The organism is Rhodococcus sp. NPDC055024 (assembly GCF_053608585.1).
This window is the reverse complement of the sequence record NZ_JBSGVT010000006.1, coordinates 252,605-263,892: the sequence shown is the minus strand read 5'-3', so window position 1 is coordinate 263,892 and position 11,288 is coordinate 252,605. Positions and strand designations below refer to the sequence as shown.

Genomic DNA, 11,288 nt, shown 5'->3' with positions numbered 1-11,288 from the left:
ATGAGTGAATCACCGAGAGACTCCAGCGCCGAACCCGCCGTGGTCGACATCGTCGGCGTCGGGTTCGGTCCGGCCAACCTTGCGCTGGCCATCGCTGTCGAAGAACACAACGCAAATTGTGCAGCCGTTGATCGGGTGAACGCGCGGTTCTTCGAAAAGCAGTCTCAGTTCGCGTGGCATCCCGGGATGCTGCTCGACGGTGCCACGATGCAGATCGCGTTTCCGAAGGACCTGGTGACGTTCCGCAACCCGCAGAGTGGATACAGCTTCTTCTCGTATCTGTTCGAGCAGGGGCGTCTGGTCGACTTCGTCAACCACCAGACCTTCTTTCCCACGCGCCACGAGTTCAACGACTACCTGTGCTGGGCAGCTCGACGAGTCGACGCGGACGTGCAGTTCGGTACGACCGTCGACGGGGTCGAGGGCATCAGGAACTCCGACGGCGTGATCGATCGCTTTGCGGTTCGCACGGCCGACGGTGAAACGGTGATCGCGCGCAACATCGTCGTCGGCGCCGGACTGAAAGAGCGGATCCCGGAGTGGGCAACGCCGTCGTCCCGGTGCTTCCACAATCACCAGTTCCTCTTCCACCTCGAAGCAATGCCCGAGCCCGTGCACAACAGGTTCGTCGTTCTCGGCGCCGGTCAGAGTGCCGCGGAGATCGTCGACTACCTGCACGCGAACTACCCGAACGCCGAAGTCCACAGTGTTTTTGCCCGCTACGGCTACAGCCCGGCAGACGACAGCCCCTACGCAAATCGCATCTTCGATCCCGAAGCCGTCGACCAACTGCACGGCGCCGACGCCGCGGAACGACGTCGACTTCTCGATTTGCACCGCAGTACCAATTACTCGGTCGTCGACATCGAACTGATCAACAAGCTCTATGCCACCGAGTACCAGGAGATGGTTCGCGGGCCGCGGCGGCTGTTCATGCGTCGGGCCTCGGAGATCACGAGTTCCGTGGAGACCGAATCCGGCATCGAACTGGCTGTTCGTAGCAATCTCGACGGCTTGACCGACACGCTCTCGTGCGACGCACTCATTCTGGCCACGGGTTTCACCCCGGCACCGCTGGACAATTTGTTGGGTGAACTCGTGCCGGATTCGTCCGTTCCGCGTAACGTCAGTCGGGATTATCGACTGGCTGTAACGGAGGACGTGACAGGCGGTATCTATCTGCAGGGTGGGACAGAACAGACTCACGGATTGACGTCGTCGCTGCTGTCGAACGTGGCAGTGCGGGCGGGGGAGATTCTGGCGTCGGTACTGAGCCACCAGAACCGAACTGGTGCGCTTGCTAGTCTGGGCGCACAAGACACGTACGTAACGAGTGAGGCGAGATGAGCACTAACCCTTTCGATGACGAAGACGGCCGCTTCTACGTGCTGGTGAACGACGAGGACCAGCACTCGCTGTGGCCCACGTTTTCCGAGGTCCCCGCCGGCTGGCGCGTGGTGTTCGGTGAAGACAGCCGCAAGGCATGCCTCGAATACGTCGAGGCGAACTGGACCGACATGCGTCCGAAGAGCCTGCGCGAAGCCATGGAAGCCGATCAGGCTGCCGGCGGAAAGCACGCAGTCGAGAGCTGATTCTCTCACCGCTCGGAAACCCCCGAGTGAACAGAAAAGAGCTGGGCACCGTCGGGTGCCCAGCTCCTTCTGCTTGAACGACGCCTATCTCTCGGTGATGGGAACTCGACGCCTTCGCTTGCGGACCATCGGTCGACGTAGCGAGTCCACGCGCATCAGAATTCGTGGACGACGCAGCGTCCGCGCTCCCCATTCGCCGAGCGTCACGCCCGCGGCGAGGGCGCAGCCGATACCGAAGGCCGACAGCAAGGCGGTCAACCCGATCAGTACCTGGTCGTTGAGCAGCGCGTACAGGCCTCGGTACAGCGAAAGACCGGGGAGCAGCGGAGTGATGCCTGCGACCGCGACAACCAGCGGAGGCGTCAGGGCGCGGCGAGCCATCAGACCACCGGCAAGGCCGACGACTGTCGCTGCGATCGCGGCCGCGATCACGGGGCCGACGTCGAGTGTCTGCACGAAGATCGACACACCACTGCCTGCCGCACCGCCCAGGAACGCCGCGGTGAGTGCACGACGCTCGGCGTAGCAGGCGAGTGCATAGAAGACCGACGCACAGGCGCCGGAGAGCATGAGGATCGGCAACTGGGTGATGGTCGATACTTCGACGTTGATCGGTGGAAGCGTCGAACCCAACATTCCGGTCATCCGCAGTGAGATTGCGACACCCGCGATGATGCCGCCCGTCATCATCACCACTTCGAAGAACCGCGCGACAGCTGTAATGGGTGCACCCATGATCGCGTCCTGGACCGAGCCCACCAACGACAGCCCGGACAGTAGGACGACAACTCCGGCCGCGATGACCAACGACGGCCGGATACTGATCCCCAGCTGGTCCTGAAATGTATAGAGCGTGGCAGCGGGCGCAGCCGCGATGAGACCGCCGACAACCTGCTGGAAGAAGAACGGCAGGCCGAACCGGTTCAGCACACGGTTGACGCGGTCGATCACCATCGTCGTCAAGAACGCGACTGTGGCAACGAGGAACCCGCCCCCGAGCAGGACGGAGACCGAAGCCGCCATCGCCGCCCAGGCCATTGTCGCGGTCCACCGGTTGTACGGGTGCGGCGCCGTCGTGATGGCTGTGAGAGCGTCGTGCGCTTGGTCCGGGGTGATCGCCTCACGGCGGATGCGACGCGTCAGACGGTCGACAGCCGCCAGTCGCGTGAAGTCCATCGACCGGTAGTGGACGATGCGCATCGTGCTCGCCGGCGGTCGCGTGGGGCCGCGATAGGCAGAGAGCACAATCGAGTTGTACGTGACGTCGACGTCACACTGGGCCAGGCCGTACGTGGCGGCGATGAACTGCACCTGCTCAGCGGTGTCCATGGCTGCGGTTCCGGATGCGAGGAGGACTTCGCCTACCCGAACCGCGAGGTCCAGGACCTCTGCGACGACGGCGTCGTCTGTCAGGTCGATCGGTTGAAGCGGCGCGGGAGCCGACGTGACCGTGTCGACGGTGGCTTGCCGGTTTCCCGTCAGGCGTGTGAGTACTTCGGTGAATTTCGCCATCAGGGGGCGGAGTGGGAGTTGCGCATGGGGCCCACGCTATCTAACGTGACCCGGGCGCGGCCACCGTGACGGCTTGGATATGATGGCTCCGCAAAGTCAGTCGCGGCAACGCGTCGGTCTTCGCCTCCTTAGCTCAGTGGTAGAGCACTCGCCTTGTAAGCGAAAGGTCGTCGGTTCAATCCCGACAGGAGGCTCCGAAAACTCAGAGGCACTCACCGAGAATGTGGTGGGTGCCTCTGTGTTTGCTCGGGTGCTGTGTTTGCTCAGGTGCTGCGTTTGCCGAGACGCTGTGTTTGCCAGGTCTCTCGGCTGCCTGCCAGGTTCAGTTGGTCTCAGGCTTGTTCGAAGCCTGGCGCGGGTCGATCGCGCCGTCGATGTACTGCTGGGCAATCACTCGCAGTTTGACGTTGCTTCGCTGCGAGTCCTGGATGAGGATGCGGAAGGCTCGGTCGGCGTCGACGCGGTGGGTGCCCATGATGATGCCCTTGGCCTGTTCGATGACGCCTCGCGATTCGAGTGCACGCTCGAGGTCCATCGCGTGCTTTCTGGCCATGTCGAGGCGCTGCGAGCTGTGCAGTGCGTAGGCCGAGGTGACGGCGAAGAGTTGGAGCAATGCCGCGTCGGCTCCGGTGAAACCTCGGAGGTCGTGGCTGTAGAGATTGAGAGTTCCGAGCGGGCGATCTCTACCGGGTAGCGGCATCGACAAGAAGCTGACGGCGCCGACTGCCTTTGCCGCGCTTGCGAATTGAGGCCACCGGCTGTGGGCTTCGCTGGCATGTGCGCGTACAACCGTGCCGGTGCGTGATGACGTCACGCTCGGTCCGTAATTCAGTCGGAATTGGATCGAGTCGACGGTACGAACAAGTTGGTGGGTGGCGGCTACGGTTCGAAACGTCGAATCCGAACCCCCGATGGCAATGCCGGCCATGTCGGCGTCGGCGATGAGGTCGACGGCATGCTTGCAGACCTGTTCGAGGAATTGCTCTGCCTGGGCATGTGGATCGAGGTGTGCGTAGAGCGATTGCAAGGCGTCCGAGGCGGCATCCAAGCTGTCCTGCGCAGCGGAATTTCGGCCCCCGGCAGGGGTGCGGTGTTCCCTGGCAATGCGCGGCGCCGTCATTGTCTCAACCACCCTTCCCCATCACGTCGCAGGCATGTCCGATTCGTCTCATTGTTGCACCGGACTAACTGTTGTGCACTCTGTTTCGGTGGACAAGTGTCTGATGGGCCGGACGGTTATGTGGGGCGCGCCACGTATGCCCAATCGTGATGTTTGATTCGGCCATTAGCGGGTAGTGCGCCAACTTCGGAATTATGTTGTCCTGCAACAGTTAACGTGAAAACTGCGACCGAAGTACAAGTTTTCTCCGCAATGGCGCGCAGGTCGCGAACTTGGCCTATTGTCAGCGCCAGCGCACAATCTTGTACGCGTAACCCGTAGACAGTGAAGGGGATACGACGATGAACGGACTGATCGCGGCTCTGAACAGTGGAATGACGGTCGGCTTGGCCAACACGATCCTGACTTTCGGCGGAATCATCATCAATCTCAATATCGTGATCAACAACTGACCGCGTAATCGGCGAGTAACCGTCTGTTATGCCGATTCGATCGGAAGGTCCGGCCCTGGGCGATCGCTTCGGCTCTTGAGCCATCGATTGGGAAGTTTGCCGGCCAGTTCTCCGAGTGGACCGACTGCAGCACTGAGGATTCCGACTGTTTCCTGAAGTACCTCGATGCTCGCGCTCATACGCTCGAGGTTGGGAGCAAGCGAAGTCAAGGTGTCGGACAGTGCAACGATCTGGTCAAGCGGGCCGCCTTCGGCGATGAGCCGTTCGAAGGCACCGTTCTCCGCCAAGAGTGTTTCGAGGATGCCGTTCTCGGCAAGTGCGCGATCGATGACGCCGTCCTTGGCAGTCAGGCGTTCGACGGCACCGTCCTGTGCTGTCAGGCGTTCCAGTGGGCCGTCCTCGGCCATCATTCGGTCGAGGAGTCCGTCCGGGGCGAGCAACCGCTCCAAAGCGCCATTCTCGGCGAGCACTCGATCCAACGGTCCGCCCGGGGCCAGAAGTCTTTCGAGTGGTCCGCCGGGAGCGAGTAGTCGTTCGAGTGTGCCGTCGGGTGCAGTCAGTTTGTCGACCGGACCGCCAGGTGAGAGCAGCCGGTCGAGCGGCCCACCGGGGGCCAAGGCCTGCCCGATGGGCCGATCGTCTGCAGTAAGCGAAGACAACTGCTGGATCATCTGCATGGGTCCGCGGGGGCTTGCCAGGGTGGCAGCGCCCGCCGTCACGGCACCGGTATTACTGACGGCGATGCGAACTGTCGTCACCGTCAGCTCGGCGATCCCCAAACTGATCTCTGCGGCTGCAATGCCCGCACGTAGGGGAAGCGTGAGCATCTCCAGCAGTTTCATGCGTTAACTGTAACCGGTAACACACAAACACTCACCTGGATCGCCGGTCAGTGAAGGACCTTCAGGCCGACGACACAACCGACGATTCCCAGGATCAGCAGAATCTTGACGATCGACGTGGACTCCGCGCCGGTGACCATCGCATATCCGACGGTCAGGGCGGCGCCGATGCCGACCCAGACCGCGTACGCAGTCCCGATGGGAAGGGTGCGCATTGCATACGCGAGGCCCGCCATACTGACGATCAGGCCGAGGATGAAGACGACGGTGGGGGACATTTTGCTGAATCCGTCGGACTTACCGAGTGCGGTAGCCCAGACAGCTTCGAAAAGTCCGGAAATGACGAGCACGATCCATGCCATGGTGAACAACTCCCAAGGCACCGTCTTTTCGCTGGCCGGGTACGGTGCGCTCGTCCGGATGTCGTCGTTGACCAACCAACCATAGCAACAGAATTCTGCGCTACGACCTGATCAGGTGGCGATTTAGGTCACCACCGCCGGTCGAACCCGCTTCAGATGGATGGTCACCATGGCCACCACGATGGTCGCCGTTGCAGCGAGAACAGCCAGAGGAATCGGCGTGTTCACCGAGACAGGGCCGTGTTCGACGAGCGGACCGGTCGACCACCCGAATTCTTGTGCGGCCGGCTCCAAGAAGGTCGCTGAAACCGAGAACAGCGTAAGAGTGAAGGGCAGTACCGCCCCGCTCGAGACTGCCCCGACGGCAACAGGCAGGCAAGACGTGACGGCCAATCCCAACGCGAGCGGCAGAACAACGACGTACGAAACCGTGGTCAAGGGGCTGTCCGACAATCCCGAGAGTGCGGTCACGCCAAGGAGTCCCAGCCCGAGTTGGGGCATCGGTCTTTTCCAGCCGACGACGACACCGAGCGTCAGGGCAGCAGCGCCCGCGGGCGCCGCCCAAGTCCAGTCGGACGAAAAGTGGGTCGTACTGACCGAAACCGCGCTGACTGCCAGTCCGACGAGTATGAAACGGCCGTCGTGTGGCGACAAGCGCCAAGCCAGCGCGACCGTTACGGCAACCGCGATCACCACTGCAGTAACCCAGGACCCAGGTGATGTCGACGTCGAGCCCAACGTCACATAGAGAGCCGTGAATGCCAGGGGCAGAACAACTCCCAGCGTCACCAGGCGCGTGTCTATGTCGCCCGGCTCCTGATTCGGTCGTGCGACTGCGGCGACTCCACCCACGAGAAGGGTTGCAGCGAGCAGAATCCAGACGGGAACCGTGGACGGCGCGGGGTAGGAATCGCCCGGAAGTGTGAGCGACCACCTGGCGACGCGATCGCGCCACAAGTCTGCGGCGCCGAAGTACAGGGTCGTCGCGGTCACCCCGAGTGCGAGAGCAATTTGTGCTGCGCGGTGACTCTTCGTCGGATATGCCGCTGCTGCGAGGAAAGCGCCGGCTCCGATTGCGTTCAGAGTCACCGAAATCTGGGCGGAGACGGGGACGAATGCAGGTAGCGCGATGGCGAGGGCGCCGGCTACAGCGAAGACGGTCGCGAGACTGCCGCGAGCCCAGCGCTGTAGTAGTGCAACTCCGACGGCCGCAACCACAGCGGCAGTTGCTCCCGCCCACTGCGGCGTGATCACCACCGAGGTGAGGCCGTCGTCGGAGAACGAGAAGTCGTCGACTCGGGACTCGGCCACTGCGTACACAGCCACCACACCGCCGACCAGCGCAGACGCCACCGGGCCGTAGAGCTGAGCGATTTGAACTGGGCTACGTTGCTGCATAATTCGTCGAATTTTCGCACAACTCGCCGATACGACTGATCGTCACATCGCCGTGCGGATCCATCCACACCGGTTCCCCGTCTCGAAGTCGAGGAAGAAGCAGATGGCGCCCTCGGCTCGGCCACTGAACGAAGTCGTATCCGGCCAATTTGGTCTGAACGATATCGGCGACCCACACCGCAGCGTCCGCGAATTCAGTATCCATCGACAGTGCGTTGAAGTAGCTGAATCCGCTGATGTCACGTGCGCCTTGCCAGCCGATCGTGACGTTGTAGTCGCTGTTTATCGAAAATTCCCAGATCAGACGATCGACAACAACTTCAGGTCCGAATCGCAGGCAACGCAGATCTTGGGCAACAGCCGCGAGGGCTTGTGCCCAAGACTCCTGCACTCGGCCATTCACCTGCACCCAGCCGTTCACAGGAAGCTCCCAGGGAACATACAGCGAGAATCCAGTGGCAGGGGAGAAGATGGTTCTCGTGACCGACAAGACCCCCGAAGCCCGCATCCTCGTCGTCGACGACGAACCCACCATCGTGGAGTTGCTCTCCGTGAGCCTCCGGTTCCAGGGCTTCGAGGTGGCAACTGCATCGAGCGGCGCCCAAGGCCTGGACGTCGCACGGACATTCCGTCCCGACGCGATTGTTCTCGACGTCATGATGCCCGGGATGGACGGCTTCGGTCTGCTTCGACGCCTCCGTGCCGACGGTGTGGACGCACCGGTCCTGTTTCTGACGGCGAAGGATTCGCTCGACGACAAGATCAGCGGCCTGACCCTCGGCGCGGACGACTACGTGACCAAGCCGTTCAGCCTCGAAGAGGTCGTGACGAGGTTGCGGGTCATCCTGCGCCGCGCCGGCCGCGGTGTCGCGCCGGAGCAGTCGCCGCGGGTGAAGTTCGCCGACATCGAACTCGACGACGACACCCGCGAGGTCTGGAAGAAGGGCGAACTGGTTGCACTCTCGCCCACCGAGTTCACATTGCTCCGATACTTCATGGTCAACGCCGGGACTGTTCTCAGCAAGCCTCGGATTCTCGACCATGTCTGGAACTACGATTTCGGCGGGGAGGTCGGAGTTGTCGAGTCCTACGTGTCCTACCTACGTCGCAAGGTGGATACGGGGGAGACGCCGCTGATCCACACGTTGCGTGGGGTCGGCTACGTGATGCGTGAACCGCGGCAATGATCGCCGCCGCGGAAAACGATCAGCTTACGAAGCGGGGTCGTTTCCGTCTCCACTCACTGCCGCTGCGCTTCACCCTGGTTGCGGCCTTGCTGGTGTTGGCGGCGCTGGGGTTGTTGGCGTCGGGCGTGGCGGTCACTTCGGCGCTCGAGAATTCACTGACCCAGCGAACCGACAAAACGCTGTACGAGGCGGTCGACGGTTGGGCAAAGCCGCACACAAGAGATCTACAGCCGCCCAGTGACGTCGGCCCGGGCACCCGCCCACCCAGCCCCTTCTTCGTCCGGACAGTGACCCCGGACGGTCGGGTGATCGTCCTGAACGACAAGTCGACGACCACCGAACCCGACCTGTCCAAAGATTCCACCAACGGTCCGATCACCGTCGGATCGAGCGATGGTTCCGACGTGAACTGGCGAGTTCTCACGACGGTCCGCGACGGCACGACCACGACTATCGGTGTGCGACTGACGGATAACGAGCAGACCGTCGACGACTTGGTCGGGCTGCAACTCGGCATCGGTCTGGTTGTTCTGCTGATCCTCGGCGGCGGAGCGTATTTCGTCGTTCGTCGGAGCCTGCGTCCTCTCGTCGAGGTGGAGGAAACCGCCGCTGCCATTGCCGCCGGCGACCTTCATCGACGCGTTCCGGAGCGTGACGACCGCACCGAAGTCGGCCGATTGTCCGTGGCGCTCAACGGAATGCTCGCGCAGATTCAACACGCATTTGCCGCGACCGAGGCTTCGGAGGAATCAGCACGGCGTTCCGAGGAGAAGATGCGTAGATTTGTCGGCGACGCGAGCCACGAGTTGCGCACACCCTTGACGACTATTCGTGGGTTCGCCGAGTTGTATCGCCAAGGCGCCATGACTGATACGGAAACGCTGATGAACCGGATCGAGGGCGAGGCGTCGAGGATGGGACTTCTGGTCGAAGATCTGCTCATGCTGGCCAGACTCGACGAACAGCGACCACTCGAGAACAAGCCGGTGGATCTGCTTGCAGTTGCGGCGGATTCGGTACAGGCGGCGCGAGCGATCGCACCGGATCGAATCGTCAAACTGCAGATGACCGGCGGCCCAGGCCTACCCGAGGTGCACGGCGACGAGGCCAGACTGCGTCAGGTAGTCGCCAATCTGGTGGGCAACGCGATCAAACACACGCCGTCGGATGCACAGGTCACAGTTCGTGTCGGTACAACCGGGAACTCCGCGGTGGTCGAGGTTTCGGATACCGGTCAGGGCCTGAGTGAAGAGGATGCCGCGCGGATCTTCGAGCGTTTCTACCGCGCGGACACCTCTCGCACCCGCGAGACCGGAGGCGCCGGTCTCGGCCTGTCCATTGTTTCGGCTTTGGTTGCCGCGCACGCCGGAACCGTCAGCGTCGAGACGGCCCTCGGGCAAGGGACGACGTTCCGCGTCGAATTGCCGCGTGATCCGAAGGACGACTGACGAGGAACTACCGGAACCGGTCTCTCAGAAGTAGGTGTGCACCGTACCGACGACGCGGTAGTCCGAGTCCACCTCGGGAATCAGTGACCACTTGTCGAAAGTGGTGCAGGGGTGCGAGATTCCGCAACCGAGCAGATCGCCGACCTTCACGTCGAAGTCAGCCGGAACGTCGACGTACGCGTGCTGGTCGTTGAGGGCGGTGATCGTCAGCTCTCGCGCCGATCGGTTGGATCCGTCGCGTCGGCGCCACAGGACTATGGGGAAGCCTGCGTCGGATCCGACGTCGCGACGACCGAAGCCCAGGATCGCGCGGCCGGGCTCAGGTATGGAGAGCACTACGCCCCAGACCTCAGCGGCTCCCTGCAGGGTTCGCGGACCATCCGCCCACGGCGAAGTCTCGGCATAGAGACCGTGATCGTGGGTGATGTAGCAACCGCTGCGCAGTACGACGCGTACACCGTTGTCGAGTGCCCACCGGCCGGCCAGCTCGCGCACCACAAGATCGTGGAATGCGCTGCCGCCGAACGTGACCAGTGGCCTGGGAGCCTTCGCGGAGTTGTTCTCGAACAGGTTCTCGGCGACACAGATTTCCGTGAACACCCGCGCGGATTTGAGATATGAATCGACGGAAATGCGGCGGGCAGCCACCGAGGCTCCGGGCATCATGCCCTCGAATCCCTCGACTCCGGTGACTGTCAACGAAGGAGCCTGCGCCGCCGCACGTGCAACGTCGAGAGCTTGCTCGACAGTGCGAGCACCCGCGCGTCCGCTGTCGTATCCGAGTTCGACGAGAACCCGGATACGGCTGGCCGGTGAGACTTTCGCGATCAACTGTTCCATCAGCCGGACGCTCTCGACGGAGTCGACGAGGGTGGTGACGAAGAAATCGGGGTCGGTGGCCTGAGCGTCGCAGATCCACCGAATGCCGGCGGGATCGAGAACCTGGCTGGCGATGATGATGGTGTCCACACCGAATTCACGCAGAATGCGTGCCTGCGCAACGGTTGCCGCCGTCATCGCCCAAGCACCGGCGTCGAGTTGGCGACGAACCAGTTCGGGGCTCATCGTGGTCTTCGCGTGAGGCGCCAGATCCACGTCGTGATCGGAACAGAACTGAGCCATGAGGTCGACGTTGTGCGCGATCGCCGCACGGTTGAGTGTCATCACCGGCAGCAAGAGGTTGCCGTCGAGTGCAGAGATCCCCAGTGGCTCGAGGTCGGAGCCGTCGCGACCTTCGAGGTCGGTGCCGAATGCCTTGTGCTGCCAACCGATCGGGGGGTTCGCGAAATCCGTCATGGCATCGATTGTGCCGTCAATTGCAGGCGAAGTGTTCATGTGTAGTGACTTTCTGTCAGAACTATGCAGGTCAGAACGT

The 11,288-nt window shown here is 62.4% G+C and carries 11 protein-coding genes, 1 tRNA gene and 1 riboswitch; of the genes, 5 read left to right on the top strand and 7 right to left on the bottom strand.

Annotation, left to right across the window (positions count from 1 at the left end; genetic code table 11):
- Entirely contained in the window at window positions 1–1,347 is a 1,347-nt protein-coding gene (locus ACWF6P_RS15710) for a lysine N(6)-hydroxylase/L-ornithine N(5)-oxygenase family protein (protein WP_452621596.1), read from the top strand.
- Window positions 1,344–1,592, top strand: a complete 249-nt coding sequence (locus ACWF6P_RS15705) for an MbtH family protein (RefSeq protein ID WP_003945538.1) — start codon at window positions 1,344–1,346, stop codon at window positions 1,590–1,592. Before ACWF6P_RS15710 ends, ACWF6P_RS15705 begins: the two co-directional genes overlap by 4 nt.
- An 84-nt stretch (window positions 1,593–1,676) precedes the next feature.
- On the opposite strand, the gene ACWF6P_RS15700 is transcribed toward ACWF6P_RS15705, so the two are convergent.
- On the bottom strand, window positions 1,677–3,104 hold the full coding sequence (locus tag ACWF6P_RS15700) for a threonine/serine ThrE exporter family protein (RefSeq protein ID WP_452621595.1): 1,428 nt from the start codon (window positions 3,102–3,104) through the stop codon (window positions 1,677–1,679).
- A 122-nt stretch (window positions 3,105–3,226) separates the two neighbouring features.
- On the opposite strand from ACWF6P_RS15700, the gene ACWF6P_RS15695 reads away from it, so the two are divergent.
- A tRNA-Thr gene (locus ACWF6P_RS15695) sits at window positions 3,227–3,298 on the top strand.
- A 128-nt stretch (window positions 3,299–3,426) separates the two neighbouring features.
- On the opposite strand, the gene ACWF6P_RS15690 is transcribed toward ACWF6P_RS15695, so the two are convergent.
- The 5 genes from ACWF6P_RS15690 to ACWF6P_RS15670 form a co-directional block, all read right to left on the bottom strand.
- Window positions 3,427–4,224 (bottom strand): ANTAR domain-containing protein, encoded by a 798-nt coding sequence (locus tag ACWF6P_RS15690; protein ID WP_452621594.1) that lies wholly within the window; start codon window positions 4,222–4,224, stop codon window positions 3,427–3,429.
- 478 nt (window positions 4,225–4,702) lie between these two features.
- Window positions 4,703–5,518 carry an ABC transporter gene (locus tag ACWF6P_RS15685; protein WP_230814902.1) on the bottom strand — a complete coding sequence of 272 codons (816 nt, stop codon included), beginning with the start codon at window positions 5,516–5,518 and terminating at the stop codon, window positions 4,703–4,705.
- Window positions 5,519–5,565: 47 nt separating this feature from the next.
- The gene (locus ACWF6P_RS15680) at window positions 5,566–5,880 is read right to left on the bottom strand and encodes a DMT family transporter (RefSeq protein ID WP_230815099.1); all 315 of its coding nucleotides are present in this window, start codon (window positions 5,878–5,880) and stop codon (window positions 5,566–5,568) included.
- A 14-nt stretch (window positions 5,881–5,894) separates the two neighbouring features.
- Window positions 5,895–5,957: riboswitch (guanidine-III (ykkC-III) riboswitch) on the bottom strand.
- Window positions 5,958–6,003: 46 nt separating this feature from the next.
- Entirely contained in the window at window positions 6,004–7,278 is a 1,275-nt protein-coding gene (locus ACWF6P_RS15675) for a hypothetical protein (protein ID WP_452621593.1), read from the bottom strand.
- Complete coding sequence (locus ACWF6P_RS15670; RefSeq protein WP_452621592.1) at window positions 7,265–7,699, bottom strand: hypothetical protein; 435 nt, start codon at window positions 7,697–7,699, stop codon at window positions 7,265–7,267. The genes ACWF6P_RS15675 and ACWF6P_RS15670 overlap by 14 nt, the downstream gene beginning before the upstream one ends.
- 49 nt (window positions 7,700–7,748) lie before the next feature.
- Here ACWF6P_RS15670 and ACWF6P_RS15665 point away from each other — a divergent pair, with 49 nt between their 5' ends.
- On the top strand, window positions 7,749–8,465 hold the full coding sequence (locus ACWF6P_RS15665; RefSeq protein WP_007734368.1) for a response regulator transcription factor: 717 nt from the start codon (window positions 7,749–7,751) through the stop codon (window positions 8,463–8,465).
- Window positions 8,462–9,913: a sensor histidine kinase gene (locus tag ACWF6P_RS15660; protein WP_452621591.1), complete on the top strand. Its 1,452-nt coding sequence runs from the start codon at window positions 8,462–8,464 to the stop codon at window positions 9,911–9,913. The genes ACWF6P_RS15665 and ACWF6P_RS15660 overlap by 4 nt, the downstream gene beginning before the upstream one ends.
- A gap of 24 nt (window positions 9,914–9,937) precedes the next feature.
- Here ACWF6P_RS15660 and ACWF6P_RS15655 read toward each other — a convergent pair whose 3' ends face one another.
- Entirely contained in the window at window positions 9,938–11,209 is a 1,272-nt protein-coding gene (locus ACWF6P_RS15655) for an alanine racemase (RefSeq protein ID WP_452621590.1), read from the bottom strand.
- Window positions 11,210–11,288: the final 79 nt, after the last annotated feature.

Coding starts and splice junctions, on each gene's coding strand:
- ACWF6P_RS15660 (WP_452621591.1), top strand. CDS start 8,462: ATGATCGCCGCCGCGGAAAACGATCAGCTTACGAAGCGGGGTCGTTTC.
- ACWF6P_RS15675 (WP_452621593.1), bottom strand. CDS start 7,278: ATGCAGCAACGTAGCCCAGTTCAAATCGCTCAGCTCTACGGCCCGGTG.
- ACWF6P_RS15685 (WP_230814902.1), bottom strand. CDS start 5,518: ATGAAACTGCTGGAGATGCTCACGCTTCCCCTACGTGCGGGCATTGCA.
- ACWF6P_RS15665 (WP_007734368.1), top strand. CDS start 7,749: ATGGTTCTCGTGACCGACAAGACCCCCGAAGCCCGCATCCTCGTCGTC.
- ACWF6P_RS15690 (WP_452621594.1), bottom strand. CDS start 4,224: ATGACGGCGCCGCGCATTGCCAGGGAACACCGCACCCCTGCCGGGGGC.
- ACWF6P_RS15700 (WP_452621595.1), bottom strand. CDS start 3,104: ATGGCGAAATTCACCGAAGTACTCACACGCCTGACGGGAAACCGGCAA.
- ACWF6P_RS15705 (WP_003945538.1), top strand. CDS start 1,344: ATGAGCACTAACCCTTTCGATGACGAAGACGGCCGCTTCTACGTGCTG.
- ACWF6P_RS15655 (WP_452621590.1), bottom strand. CDS start 11,209: ATGACGGATTTCGCGAACCCCCCGATCGGTTGGCAGCACAAGGCATTC.
- ACWF6P_RS15680 (WP_230815099.1), bottom strand. CDS start 5,880: ATGGCATGGATCGTGCTCGTCATTTCCGGACTTTTCGAAGCTGTCTGG.
- ACWF6P_RS15710 (WP_452621596.1), top strand. CDS start 1: ATGAGTGAATCACCGAGAGACTCCAGCGCCGAACCCGCCGTGGTCGAC.